The organism is Phytobacter sp. V91, assembly GCF_965644225.1.
Classification (GTDB): domain Bacteria; phylum Pseudomonadota; class Gammaproteobacteria; order Enterobacterales; family Enterobacteriaceae; genus CBFFRJ01.
On the sequence record NZ_CBFFRJ010000112.1, the window covers coordinates 1 to 17,145 of the forward strand.

A 17,145-nucleotide genomic window follows, 5' to 3' on the forward strand; every position below is an offset into this window, starting at 1 on the left:
GACTGAGTCCGGTAAATTATCGGACTCAGTCGCGCTCTCTGACCTGAACCTGTTCCAGGTTATGGGGTTCAGATCAACCGGGAGAGGGAGCAAACACTAAAAACGGCAAGCCGTTTTGCTTTTACCTTAGCCTACCAGCAGTTTCACCACCACTTTGCGTACCTGGGCTGGCGTACCGACGGCACACAGTGGTTTATGCACTTCGCCAGGGTAAAACACCACAAAGTCACCTTCGCTCAGGGTGAAGGTTTTTTCCTCTGCGCCTTCCGGCAGGAAAGCGATGTCTTTATCTGCCAGCCAGTCGGTGTCCGGCGTCCCCGCAGGCAGGGTGCTGAAGGTCATTCCTTCCTGGCCCTTCAATACAATCTGAATATCCAGATAACGAGCATGGTACTCGGCGCGACGCTCGGCAAAAGGCTGGGTCATATCTTCAGACACCAGGTAGAACAAACGGCTGCCGTCAATATCATGCTTCCCGGTCGGGGTCGCGTCAGTCACCTGCGCTTTGATGTGCTCAATGGCCTGACGCAGCTCTTGCGGCAACCAGCTCTGAAGATGGTGGATATTGCCAACGATCATGATTCGCTCCTTAAGATAAAACAATGTTTCATTTTTATCTTTTATACGGAATATACCGCTTCCTCACCACCTCTTTCTGCCGAAGTTTTGCGATAACGCATGTTTATTCTTCAGGGAAATGCCGGGCAGAAACCCACGAAACCGGTAATAATTAGTTATTTATAAATTATGCATTTATATGCATATAAACCGATTGCCTGCCGCAAATGTTGCATTAATCGCTTGAAAGGTGGTCGTTGCTGAGTATAATCGCCGACAATTTGCCAGGAGGAAGCATGGTCCAGTGTGTTCGACATCGTGTCTCTGGGCGTCTGAAAAAAGACGCAGGCCTGCCGTTTTTCTTCCCGTTGCTTACTCCATTCCATAGCCCCTCTATTGAGGGGCTTTTTTTTGCGCAGTCGTCAGGAGATAACCATGGCTAACCCGCTATATCAAAAACATATCATTTCCATAAACGATCTCAGCCGCGAAGAACTTGAACTGGTGCTGAATACTGCCGCCCGACTGAAAGCAAATCCGCAGCCGGAGTTACTTAAGCACAAAGTTATCGCCAGCTGCTTCTTTGAAGCCTCAACCCGTACCCGTTTGTCGTTTGAAACCTCCATGCATCGTCTTGGGGCGAGCGTGGTCGGTTTCTCAGACAGCAGCAACACCTCGCTCGGCAAGAAAGGTGAGACGCTGGCGGATACCATTTCCGTTATCAGCACCTATGTAGACGCCATTGTGATGCGCCACCCGCAGGAAGGGGCTGCCCGCCTGGCGACCGAGTTCTCCGGCGGTATTCCGGTGCTCAACGCCGGTGATGGCGCCAATCAGCACCCCACCCAAACCCTGCTGGACCTCTTCACTATCCAGGAAACTCAGGGCCGCCTGGAAAACCTGAACATCGCGATGGTCGGCGACCTGAAATATGGCCGCACCGTGCACTCGCTGGCGCAGGCGCTGGCAAAATTCAACGGCAACCGCTTCTGGTTTATCGCCCCGGACGCGCTGGCCATGCCGCAGTACATTCTCGATATGCTCGATGAGAAAGGGCTGGCATGGAGTATTCACGCCAGCATTGATGAAGTGATGGCCGAAGTGGACATTCTGTATATGACCCGGGTGCAGAAAGAGCGTCTGGATCCGTCGGAATACGCCAACGTGAAGGCGCAGTTCGTTCTGCGCGCCAGTGACCTGACCGGGGCACGCAGCAATATGAAAGTGCTGCATCCGCTGCCGCGCGTTGATGAAATCACCACCGATGTGGATAAAACGCCGCACGCCTGGTATTTCCAGCAGGCGGGCAATGGCATCTTCGCGCGCCAGGCGTTACTGGCACTGGTTCTGAATAGTGATTTGGCTCTGTAGGGGAAAAAGAGATGACACACGATAACAAACTCCAGGTTGAAGCCATCAAACGTGGCACCGTAATTGACCATATCCCGGCACAGATTGGCTTTAAGCTGCTGACCCTGTTCAAGCTGACCGAAACCGACCAGCGCATCACCATTGGTCTGAACCTGCCTTCCGGTGAGATGGGCCGCAAAGATCTGATCAAGATTGAGAACACGTTCCTGACCGATGAGCAGGTTAACCAGCTGGCGCTGTACGCCCCGCAGGCAACGGTTAACCGGATCGACGATTACGATGTGGTGAGCAAATCACATCCGAGCCTGCCGGAGCGCATCAACAGCGTGCTGGTCTGCCCGAACAGCAACTGCATCAGCCATGCCGAGCCGGTGGCGTCCAGCTTTGCGGTGAAAAAGCGCGTCGACGATATCTCCCTGAAGTGCAAATACTGCGAGAAAGAGTTCTCCCACTCAGTGGTACTGCGCGGCTAAACAAGACCGGTGTGCGCAGGTGATGCGACACACCGGCCACTCGTGTATATAATGGCCCGACTTTTTTACCGCTGTTCTTCAGGAGATAACATGACCAAAACTATCGCGACGGAAAATGCGCCCGCAGCCATCGGCCCTTATGTTCAGGGTGTTGATCTCGGCAATATGATCTTCACTTCCGGTCAGATCCCGGTGGATCCAAAAACCGGCAGCGTGCCGGAAGAGGTTTCCGCCCAGGCGCGCCAGTCGCTGGAAAACGTGAAAGCCATCGTCGAAGCCGCTGGCCTGAAAGTAGGTGATATTGTAAAAACGACGGTGTTCGTCAAAGATCTGAATGACTTCGCCACCGTAAACGCCACTTATGAAGCGTTTTTCGCTGAGCATAATGCCACCTTCCCGGCGCGTTCCTGCGTAGAAGTGGCCCGTCTGCCAAAAGATGTGAAAATCGAGATTGAAGCCATCGCCGTGCGCCGCTAAGCGCAGAAGGATGACAAAAGGCAGCCTGGGCTGCCTTTTTTGTTGCTTACTGCCAGCCATACCTGCGGCTATAGAAGCCTTTCACCAGCTGCGTCAGCGTCATATACCCCGCAAGAATGGCAATCAGCCACGGGAAATAAGCCAGCGGCAACGCCTGCAATTGCAGATAACTTGCCAGAGGCGAGAACGGTACAGCTACCCCCACCACAATCACCACCAGCGTCATCAGGATTAGCGGCCAGGCGGCACGACTCTGAATAAAGGGCACGCGACGGGTACGGATCATATGCACAATCATCGTCTGGGACAGCAGTCCGAACACAAACCAGCCTGACTGGAACAGAGTCTGCGCTTCCGGCACATTGGCTTTAAATACCCACCACATAACGCAGAAGGTCAGAATGTCGAAAATCGAGCTGATCGGGCCAAAGAAGATCATAAAGCGCCCGAGATCGGCCGGATTCCAGCGCTGCGGTTTTTGGATCTGCTCTTCATCCACATTATCAAACGGAATCGCCACCTGGGACACATCGTACAGCAGGTTCTGAATCAACAGATGTAAGGGCAGCATGGGCAGGAAGGGCAAAAAGGCGCTCGCCACCAGCACGCTAAAGACGTTACCAAAGTTAGAACTGGCGGTCATCTTTATATATTTCAGCATATTGGCAAAGGTTTTACGCCCTTCGATCACCCCCTCTTCCAGCACCATCAGGCTCTTTTCCAGCAGGATGATGTCCGCTGCTTCACGGGCGATATCCACCGCGCCGTCAACGGAGATGCCAATATCTGCGGCACGTAATGCAGGGGCATCATTAATGCCATCGCCCATAAAGCCCACCACATGTCCTTCACGACGCAGCAGGGTGACAATGCGTTCTTTATGCATTGGCGTCAGACGGGCAAACAGCGTGGTGCTTTTGGCAAGCGTTGCCAGAGCGTCATCGTCCATTTTTTCAATCTGGTTGCCGGTTACCCACTCCCCGACATTCAGCCCCACTTCACGGCACACTTTCGCCGCCACCAGTTCGCTGTCGCCGGTGAGGATTTTCACCGTCACACCGCTGGCCGCCAGCGCTTTTAACGCCGGAGCAGTGGTCTCTTTCGGCGGATCGAGGAACGCAATATAGCCTTCGAGGATCAGATCCGACTCATCCGCGCGCTGATAATCTCCAGCGCGGGCGGGCAGGTATTTGGTGGCCACCGCCACCACGCGCAATCCCTGGCGGTTTTGTGTTTCGGTCACGCGCTGAATGCGCTTTAGCATGCCCTCATCCAGCGGCACAATTTCGCCGTTGTAACGAACCTGCGTACAGACGTTGAGGATCTCCTGCAATGCCCCTTTGCAGATCAACTGATGCGCATCGCACTGTTCCGCCACCACCACCGACATCCGGCGGCGCTCGAAATCAAAGGGGATCTCATCAATTTTCTGCCAGCGCGCGGAGAGCCGCTGTGCCGCTTCGGCATCGACGCCTTCGAGAACCGCAACGTCGAGCAGGTTTTTCAGCCCGGTCTGGTAGTGACTGTTCAGCCAGGCCGTGTGCAGCACCCGTTCACTGACTCTGCCGACAATATCCGTATGATCTTCCAGGACAATTTTATCCTGAGTCAGGGTGCCGGTTTTATCGGTGCACAGAATGTCCATTGCGCCAAAGTTTTGGATCGCATCCAGATGTTTGACGATCACTTTCTGTTTGGACAGTTTTACCGCCCCGCGCGCCAGGGTCGACGTGACGATCATCGGCAGCATTTCCGGGGTTAACCCTACCGCCACCGAGAGGGAAAACAGCGCCGCTTCCCACCAGTCGCCTTTGGTAAAGCCATTGATCAGCAGTACCACCGGCGTCATCACCAGCATAAAACGGATCAGCAACATGCTGACGCGACCAATGCCTTTCTGAAAAGCATTGGGCTCGCTCTCCTGTTCACCCACGCGCCCGGCCAGTTGGCCGAACCAGGTATTGCCGCCGGTGGCCGTCACCATCGCCTGCGCCGTACCGCTCACCACGTTGGTTCCCATAAAGCAGAGCGTGTCGCTTTCCAGCGGGTTGCTCTGATCCGGATTGCGCGTGTTCGCGACCTTTTCGACGGGTAAAGATTCTCCGGTCAACGAGGCCTGGGCCACAAACAGATCCCGGGCCTGAATCACCCGCAGATCGGCGGGGATCATATCTCCGGCGGCCAGTTTGACGATATCGCCAGGGACCAGCTGATCGAGAGGGATCTCAAGCCATCCGCTCTCACCCTGCTCATTACGCACGCGCAGCACGGTAGCGGTATTGCTGACCATCGCTTTGAGTGCGTCAGCCGCTTTGGTGGATCGCGCTTCCTGAATAAAGTTCAGCAGGGTTGAGATGGCGACCATCAGCCCGATAACGCCTGCGGCAAACAGATCTTCGGAGGCATAAGAGAAAATGCCAAGGCAGGTCAGCAGCAGGTTAAACGGGTTGCGGTAGCAGGACCACAGGTGCCTCCACCAGGGCATCGGACGCTGGCCGGGGATCCGGTTTTCGCCGTGTGCGTCGCGGGAGGCCTGAACCTCTTTCTCATTCAGCCCTTCCGGGTGGCTGTTAAACTGGCGCCAGAGTTCGCTCAGCTCCATGGTCGCCAGCGCCAGGCAGCGTTCGCTCAGGGAAGCGGGCACATCGGCGTGCTGAATATTATCGCTACCGGGCAGCGGGTCACGCTGAACGAGACGGCGTGGCAAATGGCGGTTTAGCCGGGCCAGAAGCCGGGTGATATTTTTGAACATAGGTTGTCCCTTATCTTACGGGCACGGGCAGGCCGCGTCCTGAAGACGAAATCAATTACGCAGGAACAAATAAACCCTAAATAATTCTCGTTGTATGAAGGCGGCAACGCAGCAAGTCCCCGGGAGCTTACTGGAGTAAGTGACCGGGGCGAGCAAGGACAGCCAACGCACAGGCAACGTGAAGTATGACGGGGAAAATGTCGCTGCCTTACGTTTCCGGTAAGACAGCTAAAGCGGGTTTACCGGAAAGAGGGTCTCCATCGAGGGAGAGGTGTGGGATCAGGGTCCATATAGCCTCCGGTAAAGGTGAAAAACACGGTATTAAAACACCGGGATAATAACGCCAGTAAAGTAAACCAACGATAAACCAGACATTACTCATGGCTGAATTATTGAGTCCCCGGCAAACTTTCTTTATTCTGCAATCCGCTTTGCTAAGGAACAGGACTGAACGCATGCAAAACCGGCTGACGATCAAAGACATTGCCCGTTTGAGTGGCGTGGGGAAATCAACCGTCTCCCGGGTACTCAATAATGAAAGCGGCGTAAGTCAACGCACCCGTGAGCGCGTGGAAGCGGTGGTCAGTCAGCATGGTTTTTCCCCGTCCCGTTCCGCGCGGGCGATGCGTGGTCAGAGCGACAAAGTGGTCGCGATCATTGTCTCCCGTCTTGATTCCCTCTCAGAAAACCTCGCCGTCCAGACCTTGCTCCCGGCGTTTTACGCCCAGGGTTACGACCCCATCATGATGGAAAGCCAGTTCTCCCCTGCCCTGGTGGAAGAACATCTGCATATGTTGAGCCGTCGCAATATTGATGGCGTAGTGCTGTTCGGCTTTACCGGCATCAAGGAAAAACAGCTCGCCGCCTGGCGCGCCTCGCTGGTCCTGCTGGCGCGCGATGCCAAGGGTTTCGCCTCGGTGTGCTATGACGACGAGGGCGCCATCAACCTGTTGATGCAAAGTCTCTTTGACAGAGGTCATCGTCATATCAGCTTTATTGGCGTACCGCACAGCGATGTCACCACCGGTAAGCGCCGCCACGATGCCTATATGGCATTTTGCCAGCAGCATCAACTGACGCCCCGCTTCATCCTCCCTGGCCTGGCGATGAAACACGGCTATGACAACGTCGCCAGCGTACTGACAGCGGATACCAGCGCGCTGGTCTGCGCCACCGACACCCTCGCCCTTGGCGCCAGCAAATACCTGCAAGAACAGCGCAGGGAAAACCTGCAACTCGCCAGCGTTGGTAACACGCCGCTGATGCAGTTCCTGCATCCGGAAATCATTACCGTCGATCCGGGTTATGCCGACGCGGGCCGCCAGGCCGCCGCACAGCTTATCGATCAGGTGAATGGTCGCGCCGATCCGCGTCAGATAGTGATCCCCGCCAGACTGATTTGATCCTTCGCCGTTGGGTTTATTTGTGATCTTCGCTTGGTTTCGGGAACGTTCCCATTTTCAGTTATCCCGCCAGTGGCTATGCTTGCGCACATTCCTCAGCAGTCATTATTTTCTCTGAAGTGGGACATCACGATGAGCAAAGTCAGACAAGAAGATATTGCCAGGCTTATTGAGCTGGTCGGCGGGCGCGAGAACATCGCCACCGTGAGTCATTGCATCACCCGGTTACGCTTCGTCCTGAATTCACCGGCCAAAGCCGACCCGAAAACCATCGATACGCTGCCGATGGTCAAAGGCTGCTTTACCAACGCCGGGCAGTTTCAGGTGGTGATCGGCACCGATGTAGGCGACTGGTACCAGGCGCTGATCGCCGCGACCGGACAGGCCTCTGCCGATAAAGAGCAGGCAAAGCGTGCGGCGCGGCAAAATATGAAATGGCACGAGCAGTTGATCTCCCACTTCGCGGAGATCTTCTTCCCGCTGCTGCCGGCATTGATCAGCGGCGGCCTGATCCTCGGTTTTCGCAACGTGATCGGCGACCTGCCAATGAGCAATGGCCAGACGCTGGCGCAAATGTATCCCGGCCTGAAAAGCGTATATGACTTTCTGTGGCTGATTGGCGAAGCGATCTTCTTCTATCTGCCGGTGGGGATTTGCTGGTCAGCGGTGCGCAAAATGGGCGGTACGCCGATCCTTGGCATCGTACTGGGGGTGACCCTCGTCTCTCCGCAGTTAATGAACGCGTATCTGCTCGGACAACAGGTGCCGGAAGTATGGAATTTTGGCCTGTTCAGCATCGCCAAAGTGGGCTATCAGGCACAGGTGATCCCTGCCCTGCTGGCGGGTCTGGCGCTGGGGATGATTGAAACGCGTCTCAAACGGCTGGTGCCGGATTACCTCTATCTGGTCGTTGTACCGGTCTGTTCACTGCTGCTGGCGGTGTTCCTCGCCCACGCGTTTATCGGCCCGTTTGGCCGCATGGTGGGTGATGGTGTGGCTTTCGCCGTGCGTCACCTGATGACCGGTAGCTTTGCTCCGATTGGCGCGGCGCTGTTTGGCTTCCTCTATGCGCCGCTGGTTATCACGGGCGTACATCAGACGACGCTGGCTATCGATATGCAGATGATTCAGAGCATGGGCGGCACGCCGGTATGGCCGCTGATTGCGCTGTCGAATATTGCTCAGGCGTCAGCGGTAACGGGGATTATTATCTCCAGCCGGAAACACAATGAGCGGGAAATCTCGGTGCCGGCGGCAATCTCCGCCTACCTAGGCGTGACGGAACCGGCGATGTACGGCATTAACCTGAAATACCGCTTCCCGATGCTCTGCGCCATGATTGGCTCTGGTCTCGCCGGATTGCTGTGCGGCCTGAACGGCGTGATGGCCAACGGTATTGGCGTCGGCGGCCTGCCTGGCATCCTCTCCATCCAGCCCACTTACTGGCAGGTGTTCTCGCTGGCCATGGCGGTGGCGATTATTGTGCCGATGGCGCTGACCTCCGTGGTTTACCAGCGTAAGTACCGTCAGGGTACGCTGCAAATTGTGTAACTCTTTTGGGGCGCGCTTGCGCCCCTTCGCTTTGACCAGGAAATTGCGATGAAAACCCTTCCTCAATGGTGGCAAAACGGTGTCATCTACCAGATCTACCCCAAAAGTTTCCAGGATACGACCGGCAGCGGCACCGGAGATTTACGCGGCGTCATTCAACGTCTCGATTATCTGAAAACCCTGGGCGTTGACGCGCTCTGGCTGACGCCCTTCTATATCTCCCCGCAGGTCGATAACGGCTATGACGTTGCCGATTACACCGCCATCGATCCGGCCTACGGCACGCTGGCCGACTTTGACGAACTGGTGGCCCAGGCGAAAGCCCGCGGCCTGCGTCTGATACTCGACATGGTGTTTAACCACACCTCGACGGCGCACCCCTGGTTTCGTGAAGCCCGACACCCGGCAAGCCCTTACCGCCAGTACTATATCTGGCGTGAAGGTCGCGCGGGCGGGCTGCCTAACAACTGGCAGTCCAAATTCGGCGGCGATGCCTGGCAGTGGGATGCCGCTGGCGAAGCGTACTATTTGCATCTGTTTGCCGCAGAACAGGCGGATCTGAACTGGGAAAATCCGCAGGTTCGCGACGAGCTGAAGAACGTCTGCGCATTCTGGGCCGATCGCGGCGTCGATGGCCTGCGCCTCGACGTGGTGAACCTGATTTCCAAAAACCAGGCATTCCCGGATGACCCGGATGGGGATGGTCGCCGTTTTTATACCGATGGCCCGAGAGTACATGAGTTCCTGCAGGAGATGAGCCGGGATGTCTTTACGCCGCGCAACCTGATGACCGTCGGCGAAATGTCCTCCACCGCCTTAGCGCATTGCCAGCAGTATGCCAGCCTCGACGGGCGTGAACTGTCAATGACCTTTAACTTCCATCACCTGAAAGTGGATTACCCCGGCGGCGAGAAATGGACGCTGGCCGCGCCGGATTATGTGGCGCTCAAAGCGCTGTTTAATCACTGGCAACAGGGGATGCACAACGTCGCCTGGAATGCGCTGTTCTGGTGTAACCACGACCAGCCGCGCATCGTGTCGCGTTTTGGCGATGAGGGCGCGCTGCGCGTTCCTGCCGCGAAGATGCTGGCGATGGTGCTGCACGGAATGCAGGGCACGCCTTATATCTATCAGGGCGAAGAACTTGGCATGACCAACCCGCACTTTACGCAGATAACCGATTACCGTGACGTAGAGAGCCACAACATGTTTGCCACCCTGCGGGCCAGCGGACGTGATGCCGACGAGCTGCTCGCCATTCTCGCCAGTAAATCCCGTGACAACAGCCGCACGCCGATGCAGTGGTCCACCGAGGAGCATGGCGGATTCACCACCGGCACGCCGTGGATTTCGCTTTGCGATAACGCACAGGAGATCAACGCCGGGGCGGCGCTTAACGATCCTGATTCGGTGTTTTATGCTTACCAGCGCCTGATCGCGTTGCGTAAAACCCAGCCCGTTCTCAGCAAGGGTGACTACGAAGACCTGTTACCGGCACATCCATATCTGTGGTGCTACCGTCGCCGGCATAACGGCCAGACCCTGGTCGTCGCTGCCAACCTCAGCCGTGAGTATCAGCAGTGGCAACCGACTATTCAGGCTGGCAACTGGCAGATGCTGATGAGCAACTACGAGGAGGTGTCGCCTGCGCCGGGTAATATGACCCTACGCCCGTTTGAAGCGGTATGGTGGCTTGCGAGCGACGTATAACCCAGGATTACCCGGTCGGCCCAGCGCCGCCGGGCAATGTCCATTACCACACTGTTTTTGTTGAATAAAAAATCAGATTTTTCACCCATTATTTACAATCCCCTGTAACGCCCGTCCTTTGTACTCTCCCTTTTTTACTTTGTTCTGAATCAAAAAAATCGCAAACTTGTTTGATGCAAATCACTATATATAGAACTTAGAATGCACGCCGACCCAACATATTGTATTTATCGTCTACTATTCCATCAAGGCAATAACCTTGCAGTTTGCCGGAATTGTGGATAACAAGGGTCGGGATTCGGGGAACTCACTGTCGCGGCAACAAATAGCGCTTGTGAATACTTCCTCACCTCTGTGGATAACCTGTTTTTAATAATGGAGTGATCATGACACCGCATGTGATGAAACGAGATGGCAAGAAAGTGCCGTTTAAGTCAGAGCTCATTCAAGAAGCCATTTTGCGTGCAGCTAAAGCAGCGGGAGTCGATGACGCAGACTATTGCGCCACCGTCGCAGAAGTTGTCAGTCAGCAGATGCATAACCGTTCTCAGGTTGATATTGGCGAGATCCAGACCGCGGTCGAAAACCAGCTGATGTCTGGCCCACATAAACAGCTGGCCCGTGCCTATATCGAATACCGTCACGACCGCGATATCGCGCGTGAAAAACGGGGTCGTCTGAACCAGGAAATTCGCGGCCTGGTTGAGCAGACCAACTCAGCCCTGCTGAATGAAAATGCCAACAAAGACAGTAAAGTTATTCCGACCCAGCGCGACCTGCTGGCCGGTATTGTGGCGAAACACTACGCCCGTCAGCATCTGCTGCCGCGCGATGTTGTGCTGGCGCACGAGCGGGGTGATATTCATTACCACGATCTCGATTACTCTCCGTTCTTCCCGATGTTCAACTGCATGCTGATCGACCTGAAGGGCATGCTGACCCAGGGCTTTAAAATGGGTAACGCGGAGATCGAGCCGCCGAAATCCATCTCTACCGCCACTGCGGTGACCGCGCAGATCATTGCTCAGGTCGCCAGCCATATTTATGGCGGCACGACCATCAACCGTATCGATGAAGTGCTCGCACCTTTTGTCACCGAGAGCTTCGAAAAGCACCGCAGGATCGCCACTGAATGGCAGATCCCCGATGCCGATGGTTATGCCCATAGCCGCACCGAGAAAGAGTGTTACGACGCCTTCCAGTCGCTGGAATATGAAGTCAACACGCTGCACACCGCTAACGGTCAGACGCCGTTCGTGACCTTTGGCTTTGGTCTGGGCACCAGCTGGGAATCACGCCTGATTCAGCAGTCCATTCTGCGTAACCGCATTGCCGGCCTTGGCAAAAACCGTAAAACCGCCGTGTTCCCGAAACTGGTGTTTGCTATCCGTGACGGCCTGAACCACAAGTTTGATGACCCGAACTACGATATCAAGCAGCTGGCGCTGGAATGTGCCAGTAAGCGTATGTACCCGGACATCCTCAACTACGATCAGGTGGTTAAAGTCACTGGCTCCTTTAAAACCCCGATGGGCTGCCGCAGCTTCCTCGGCGTCTACGAAGAGAACGGCGAGCAAATTCATGACGGGCGTAACAACCTGGGCGTGATCAGCCTCAACCTGCCGCGTATCGCGCTGGAGGCCAAAGGTAACGAAGAGGCGTTCTGGAAACTGCTGGACAGCCGTCTGCAACTGGCGCGCAAGGCGCTGATGACCCGTATTGCTCGCCTGGAAGGGGTAAAAGCGCGCGTGGCGCCGATCCTCTATATGGAAGGAGCCTGCGGCGTGCGTCTGAAAGCCGACGACGACGTTTCTGAAATCTTCAAAAATGGCCGCGCGTCGATTTCGCTGGGCTATATCGGCATTCACGAGACCATTAATGCCCTGTTTGGCAAAGAGCATATGTTCGACAACGAAATGCTGCGCGCCAAAGGCGTCGCTATTGTTGAACGCCTGCGCCAGGCCGTGGATTTGTGGAAAGAAGAGACCGGCTACGGCTTTAGCCTTTACAGCACGCCGAGTGAAAACCTGTGCGACCGTTTCTGCCGCCTGGATACCGCTGAATTTGGCGTGGTGGATGGCGTGACCGACAAAGGTTACTACACCAACAGCTTCCACCTCGACGTTGAGAAAAAGGTTAACCCGTACGACAAGATTGATTTCGAAGCGCCGTACCCGCCATTAGCCAGCGGCGGTTTTATTTGCTATGGCGAATACCCGAACATTCAGCACAACCTGCGGGCGCTGGAAGATGTCTGGGATTACAGCTATCAGCATGTACCTTACTACGGTACCAACACGCCTATCGACGAGTGCTACGAGTGCGGCTTTACCGGTGAATTCGAGTGTACCAGCAAGGGCTTTACCTGCCCGAAATGCGGCAACCATGATGCTGCCCGCGTGTCGGTCACCCGCCGGGTATGCGGCTATTTAGGCAGCCCGGATGCGCGTCCGTTTAACGCCGGTAAACAGGAAGAAGTGAAGCGCCGGGTGAAACATTTAGGCAACGGGCAAATCGGCTGAGTGCCTGTTTGTTCCCCTCACCCTAACCCTCTCCCTCAAGGGAGAGGGGACAGACCGGTTTTCTCCCGGTGGCGAGAGGAGTGTCCGGTTTTCTCCCTCTCCCTTGAGGGAGAGGGCCGGGGTGAGGGCATCAGCACGCACACAACTTCGGACTATCTTCTATGCATTACCACCAGTACTACCCTGTCGATATTGTGAATGGCACCGGCACGCGCTGCACCCTCTTCGTCTCCGGGTGCGTCCACGAATGCCCTGGCTGCTATAACAAAAGCACCTGGCGGCTAAATTCCGGCAAGCCGTTCACTCAGGCGATGGCGGACCAGATAATCGCTGACCTCAACGACACTCGGGTAAAACGCCAGGGGCTGTCGCTGTCGGGCGGCGATCCGCTGCATCCGCAAAATGTGCCGGAGATCCTGGCGCTGGTACAACGTGTGCGGGCGGAGTGTCCGGGCAAAGATATCTGGATCTGGACGGGCTATAAGCTGGATGAACTTAACGACGCGCAAATGGCGATTGTCGACTTAATCAACGTCTTGATCGACGGGAAGTTTGTGCAGGATTTAAAAGATCCGGCACTGATCTGGCGGGGAAGCAGTAATCAGGTGGTACATCACCTGCGCTGATTTTTATTGCCGGGCAGCGATGTGCTGTACCCGGCAACATCTTCAATTACTTAGCAACGATAAAGCGTTTTTCATCTTCGATATAGCCTTTATCGCCTGCAGGCGCTTTCACCGAACCGAAGTTCATATGGGCGCGCAGTTTCCAGCTTGCCGGAATGTTCCAGGTCTGCTGTACATCGGCGTCCACCAGCGGATTATAGTGCTGGAGGTTAGCGCCAATACCTTTCTCAGCCAGTGCCAGCCATACTGCATATTGTGCAATACCGGAGCTATGCTCAGACCAGATTGGGAAGTTATCCGCATAGGCCGCAAACTGCTCCTGCAGGCCGGTAACCACATCCTGATCTTCAAAGAACAGCACTGAACCTGCCGCTGCCGCAAAGCCATCGAGTTTATCGGAGGTCGCATGGAAGTTTTCTGCCGGCACGATTTTTCTCAGTTGCTCGCGGACCAGTTCCCAGAATTTATTGTGCTCATTGCCCAGCAGGATCAGGGCGCGAGAACTCTGGGAGTTGAAGGCAGAAGGCGCTTGCTTAATGGCGTCCTGAATCGTCTGCACAACCTCATCTTCCGCCAGGGGCAGCTCTTTACCCAGGGCGTAAATTGTTCTGCGTTGTTTCGCTAAAGCAAGGTAGTTCTCTGGCATAACGCCTCCTGAAAGGGTGGTAAATTCCAACGGGGTTGTGGTCTGCACGACAGGTTGTTCACGGGATAGTAGTGTGTTCAAAATTCGCTGAAACGTATTCATGGCTTGCTGATTCCTGTCTGTCCCTTAAATGAGAGCAAACAACCCGCTGGCAGTTTGCCCTGACAGTGAAAAGAGTAGTCCCAACAGCAGTTTAGGGGAAGCATAACTATTTGTTGCTGTCATTCAAAAAAAGTGAAAGAACATCAGGCGTGATTATTTACTAAACAAATCTATTATCCTGCCGATAATGACGTAGTCTCGTTTTGTCCAGCGCAGATTCATCACTCCAACGAGGCATTAACGCTCCTTGCGTCAGGAGCTACGTTGTTTTTTTCGGAGATGATAATGAACGGTATTGATAGCATTACCGCCGTTAGTGCTGGCGCACACGGCGATTCTCACTTATCGGATAATGACAACCTGTCAACTCTGCGAAATAAACCTAAATCCGCAGAGATAAATGCTGATAATAAAAGCTCTGAATCAGAGGAAAGTACCACCAAACTTTCTCTGGCTTCAAAAACAGCAGATGAAATTAAAAAAGAGCAGCAAATAAAGCAAGAGGAGATAAAGAAAGCCGATTACCGACTGGAGATGACCGGGATCCCCCTGTACCACGGTCGCCTGGTGTCCGTCGTGAAATACCCCGATGGCCAGGAGGTAACTGTTGATGCCTTCTCCGGGCAAAGGGTCAGCGCCCCTGAACTGTCATTTAATGTTAGCCAGCCAGCAACGGTTATTAAGGAAATCTTAAATGATAAAATGACAAATATTGCGGCTAAGGAAGGAGAATCGATTAAAAACCGCAATGAAGAAAAGGAATAATTATTAATAAATATAATCAATCTTCCTTGCGTAATGGCTATTTATTTACTACGCAGGTAGAAGGTTAAAAATATATTCCCGTAACGGGAAACCTGTATTTGCAGCAAACTTTTTATATCTGGTCTATGGTGGGGCGCGTTGCCACAACGCGCAGCCACATTAAAAACGACTGACACATTCCATTGCCACGGCTTTAAAGGATGCAAAGTCCTGACAGGCACTGAGCCGGGATGCTGCACGCTCGCGCAGAAACGTCACAAATATATCGTATATAGCCATCGCTTCTTCATATTCGCGTTTGCTGATAGCCAGCAGGAAGATAATCTGGGCGGTCTCTTCTCCCCACTGAATACCCTGCGGGGCCAGGACCGTGTAGACCACGGTTTTTTGCGCCAGCAATCCCAGTGAGTGTGGCAGAGCAATGCCTTCGCCGAACATGGTGCTGACGATGGCCTCACGCTCGACCACCGAGTCAACAAACCCGGCGTCCACAAAGCCCTCTTCATACAGCTGCCCGCAAAGAGTGTTAAACAGGGTTCGTTGATCCATCGGGCCGTCGATAATGCGGAAATGGCGCTCATCGAAATACTTCTCCAGCATCCACGGGCGAGTTCTGTCCACCAGCACCAGCTTGCCAATCTGCTCAAGCTGGTAATCCGTGGGGAATGGCGCGATGGTCACCACCGGTTTGCCTTTTTCGCTGATGCGGGCGGTGGAGATAATAAAATCCTCCCCTGGGGCGTCACACTGCTCGTAGTCACGCAAGGTCAGGGTGCGGGTCACCTCAATCTGTGGGTATTTACGCTGCAATACCGCTTCGATCATCCGCGCCATCGCATTACCGGCATCGCAGACCAGCAGGACCTGCGGTTGACGCTGGTAACCGATGTTGTAATGCCGCTCCAGGCCAACACCAATGTGCAGCACCAAAAAACCCACTTCGTTTTCGCTGATAACATAGGGGGTGTATTTGCCCCAGCTTGAGACCGCCGCCAGGGTCATATCCCATGCCATCGGGTAGTGCTGTTTGATGTTATCCAACAGAGGATTGGGGATCATTATCTGGTAACGCACCCGGGTTATCATGGTTTTGATATGGGTGAGCAGGTCGGCGTGCAACTGGGCGTCGTTTTGCAGACTGTAATTATAATGGGTGTTGATATAGCTAAGAATATAGTTCACCAGCGCTTTATCATCATCGGCACTGATGGCGCTCGGAGAGAGATCCTGCATCTGCCGCCCGGCAATATGCACCCGCAGCCAGTGCTCTTCCGCAGCGGCCAGAGGTTTGCACGCCAGCTGTTGCAGAGCGCCAGCAATCTCCCGCGCGGCGTCTCGCACATTCTCATCCCCGTCTTCAGCGCTGAATTCCGGGAGCGGAAAACCTTCACTGATGCGGCGCACCGCCACCGCACAGTAGAGGCGGATAAACAGCTCGCCTTCATCGGTCAGACGAATATGATGCCGACTGAAAACCTCGTGCAGGATCTGCGCCAGTTGCTCTGGTACGCCCGGATAAAGCGCCTCTTCGGTGATCAGCGGATTCTGCGCATTAAGCTGCGCCAGCTCCCACAATAAATCAGTCAGACAGGCTCGCAGGGCTATTTCACTGCCGAACAATTTCATGCCGTGACGAGGACGCGTCTCAAGCGTCAGCCGGTAACGGGAAAACCACTCCCGCACCTCAGCCATATCATTTTGCAACGTGGCACGGCTGACAAACCACTCGTCTGCCAGATCTTCCAGCTTGAGCGACCAAGCGGAGGTGAGAAAACGCAGCAGCAGATAGTGCACCCGCTCTGAGCCGCTGCGCGGAATACGCAGCCGGCGAGGGCGAGCGGCCTGTAAAGTCTGAAAACGGGCGGCATCCTCGATTTTTAACTGATAGCCGCAGCCCCGGCTAAGGATAAACTGCGCGCCGTGGCTTTCCAGCAGTGCATTAAGGGCGGTGATATCCGCCCGGACGGTTCGCGTGGACACCGACAGCCGTTGCGCCAGTTCATCCTGGGGCAGCGTCTCGTTTTGCAACATCATAAACAGTTGCGCTAAACGTTGGTTGGGGAATCGCACGTCGGTGTCCTCTTCACATAGCTTTTCTCCCTCTTCCTGAGAGAGAGATACCGTCTTGCGGTTCAGGCCGCAAGCGGTATTTCAGCGTCGAACATGCGGCCCGATTTCACTACCCCATA

The 17,145-nt window shown here is 54.8% G+C and carries 15 protein-coding genes; 10 read left to right on the plus strand and 5 right to left on the minus strand.

Annotated features, from left to right (window positions below; genetic code table 11):
- Positions 1–126: 126 nt before the first annotated feature.
- Entirely contained in the window at positions 127–579 is a 453-nt protein-coding gene (locus tag ACSZO4_RS19415) for a YhcH/YjgK/YiaL family protein (protein ID WP_437890670.1), read from the minus strand.
- A gap of 275 nt (positions 580–854) precedes the next feature.
- Between ACSZO4_RS19415 and pyrL the strand changes: the two genes are divergently transcribed.
- The 4 genes from pyrL to ridA all read left to right on the plus strand — a co-directional run bounded on the left by pyrL (position 855) and on the right by ridA (position 2,879).
- The gene (gene pyrL, locus ACSZO4_RS19420) at positions 855–1,001 is read left to right on the plus strand and encodes a pyr operon leader peptide (protein WP_437890671.1); all 147 of its coding nucleotides are present in this window, start codon (positions 855–857) and stop codon (positions 999–1,001) included.
- Positions 994–1,929: an aspartate carbamoyltransferase gene (gene pyrB / locus ACSZO4_RS19425; RefSeq protein ID WP_437890672.1), complete on the plus strand. Its 936-nt coding sequence runs from the start codon at positions 994–996 to the stop codon at positions 1,927–1,929. Before pyrL ends, pyrB begins: the two co-directional genes overlap by 8 nt.
- 11 nt (positions 1,930–1,940) lie before the next feature.
- Entirely contained in the window at positions 1,941–2,402 is a 462-nt protein-coding gene (pyrI, locus tag ACSZO4_RS19430; RefSeq protein ID WP_437890673.1) for an aspartate carbamoyltransferase regulatory subunit, read from the plus strand.
- A 90-nt stretch (positions 2,403–2,492) separates the two neighbouring features.
- Positions 2,493–2,879: a 2-iminobutanoate/2-iminopropanoate deaminase gene (gene ridA, locus ACSZO4_RS19435; RefSeq protein ID WP_437890674.1), complete on the plus strand. Its 387-nt coding sequence runs from the start codon at positions 2,493–2,495 to the stop codon at positions 2,877–2,879.
- A gap of 46 nt (positions 2,880–2,925) precedes the next feature.
- Here ridA and mgtA read toward each other — a convergent pair whose 3' ends face one another.
- Complete coding sequence (mgtA, locus tag ACSZO4_RS19440; protein WP_437890675.1) at positions 2,926–5,631, minus strand: magnesium-translocating P-type ATPase; 2,706 nt, start codon at positions 5,629–5,631, stop codon at positions 2,926–2,928.
- A gap of 239 nt (positions 5,632–5,870) precedes the next feature.
- The gene (gene mgtL, locus ACSZO4_RS19445; RefSeq protein ID WP_437890684.1) at positions 5,871–5,921 is read right to left on the minus strand and encodes a mgtA regulatory leader peptide MgtL; all 51 of its coding nucleotides are present in this window, start codon (positions 5,919–5,921) and stop codon (positions 5,871–5,873) included.
- A gap of 165 nt (positions 5,922–6,086) precedes the next feature.
- Between mgtL and treR the strand changes: the two genes are divergently transcribed.
- The 5 genes from treR (at position 6,087) to nrdG (ending at position 13,443) form a co-directional block, all read left to right on the plus strand.
- The gene (treR, locus tag ACSZO4_RS19450; protein WP_437890676.1) at positions 6,087–7,034 is read left to right on the plus strand and encodes a trehalose operon repressor TreR; all 948 of its coding nucleotides are present in this window, start codon (positions 6,087–6,089) and stop codon (positions 7,032–7,034) included.
- A 132-nt stretch (positions 7,035–7,166) separates the two neighbouring features.
- Positions 7,167–8,585: a PTS trehalose transporter subunit IIBC gene (gene treB / locus ACSZO4_RS19455; RefSeq protein ID WP_437890677.1), complete on the plus strand. Its 1,419-nt coding sequence runs from the start codon at positions 7,167–7,169 to the stop codon at positions 8,583–8,585.
- Positions 8,586–8,633: 48 nt separating this feature from the next.
- On the plus strand, positions 8,634–10,295 hold the full coding sequence (treC, locus tag ACSZO4_RS19460; protein WP_437890678.1) for an alpha,alpha-phosphotrehalase: 1,662 nt from the start codon (positions 8,634–8,636) through the stop codon (positions 10,293–10,295).
- Positions 10,296–10,681: 386 nt separating this feature from the next.
- A complete protein-coding gene (nrdD, locus tag ACSZO4_RS19465) occupies positions 10,682–12,817 on the plus strand; it encodes an anaerobic ribonucleoside-triphosphate reductase (protein ID WP_437890679.1) in 2,136 nt (711 codons plus the stop codon).
- A 161-nt stretch (positions 12,818–12,978) separates the two neighbouring features.
- Positions 12,979–13,443 (plus strand): anaerobic ribonucleoside-triphosphate reductase-activating protein, encoded by a 465-nt coding sequence (gene nrdG / locus ACSZO4_RS19470; RefSeq protein WP_437890680.1) that lies wholly within the window; start codon positions 12,979–12,981, stop codon positions 13,441–13,443.
- Positions 13,444–13,489: 46 nt separating this feature from the next.
- Here nrdG and ACSZO4_RS19475 read toward each other — a convergent pair whose 3' ends face one another.
- The gene (locus ACSZO4_RS19475) at positions 13,490–14,089 is read right to left on the minus strand and encodes a nitroreductase family protein (RefSeq protein ID WP_437890681.1); all 600 of its coding nucleotides are present in this window, start codon (positions 14,087–14,089) and stop codon (positions 13,490–13,492) included.
- 387 nt (positions 14,090–14,476) lie between these two features.
- On the opposite strand from ACSZO4_RS19475, the gene ACSZO4_RS19480 reads away from it, so the two are divergent.
- A complete protein-coding gene (locus ACSZO4_RS19480; RefSeq protein ID WP_437890682.1) occupies positions 14,477–14,956 on the plus strand; it encodes a hypothetical protein in 480 nt (159 codons plus the stop codon).
- Between the two features lie 159 nt (positions 14,957–15,115).
- On the opposite strand, the gene ACSZO4_RS19485 is transcribed toward ACSZO4_RS19480, so the two are convergent.
- Positions 15,116–17,026 carry a BglG family transcription antiterminator gene (locus tag ACSZO4_RS19485; protein WP_437890683.1) on the minus strand — a complete coding sequence of 637 codons (1,911 nt, stop codon included), beginning with the start codon at positions 17,024–17,026 and terminating at the stop codon, positions 15,116–15,118.
- Positions 17,027–17,145 lie beyond the last annotated feature (119 nt).

What these genes read in the sequence shown, in the direction of transcription:
- ACSZO4_RS19415 (WP_437890670.1), bottom strand. Translation starts at nt 579, where the DNA reads ATGATCGTTGGCAATATCCACCATCTTCAGAGCTGGTTGCCGCAAGAG.
- pyrI (WP_437890673.1), top strand. Translation starts at nt 1,941, where the DNA reads ATGACACACGATAACAAACTCCAGGTTGAAGCCATCAAACGTGGCACC.
- pyrB (WP_437890672.1), top strand. Translation starts at nt 994, where the DNA reads ATGGCTAACCCGCTATATCAAAAACATATCATTTCCATAAACGATCTC.
- mgtA (WP_437890675.1), bottom strand. Translation starts at nt 5,631, where the DNA reads ATGTTCAAAAATATCACCCGGCTTCTGGCCCGGCTAAACCGCCATTTG.
- nrdD (WP_437890679.1), top strand. Translation starts at nt 10,682, where the DNA reads ATGACACCGCATGTGATGAAACGAGATGGCAAGAAAGTGCCGTTTAAG.
- ACSZO4_RS19480 (WP_437890682.1), top strand. Translation starts at nt 14,477, where the DNA reads ATGAACGGTATTGATAGCATTACCGCCGTTAGTGCTGGCGCACACGGC.
- nrdG (WP_437890680.1), top strand. Translation starts at nt 12,979, where the DNA reads ATGCATTACCACCAGTACTACCCTGTCGATATTGTGAATGGCACCGGC.
- treR (WP_437890676.1), top strand. Translation starts at nt 6,087, where the DNA reads ATGCAAAACCGGCTGACGATCAAAGACATTGCCCGTTTGAGTGGCGTG.
- ACSZO4_RS19475 (WP_437890681.1), bottom strand. Translation starts at nt 14,089, where the DNA reads ATGCCAGAGAACTACCTTGCTTTAGCGAAACAACGCAGAACAATTTAC.
- treC (WP_437890678.1), top strand. Translation starts at nt 8,634, where the DNA reads ATGAAAACCCTTCCTCAATGGTGGCAAAACGGTGTCATCTACCAGATC.
- pyrL (WP_437890671.1), top strand. Translation starts at nt 855, where the DNA reads ATGGTCCAGTGTGTTCGACATCGTGTCTCTGGGCGTCTGAAAAAAGAC.
- treB (WP_437890677.1), top strand. Translation starts at nt 7,167, where the DNA reads ATGAGCAAAGTCAGACAAGAAGATATTGCCAGGCTTATTGAGCTGGTC.
- ridA (WP_437890674.1), top strand. Translation starts at nt 2,493, where the DNA reads ATGACCAAAACTATCGCGACGGAAAATGCGCCCGCAGCCATCGGCCCT.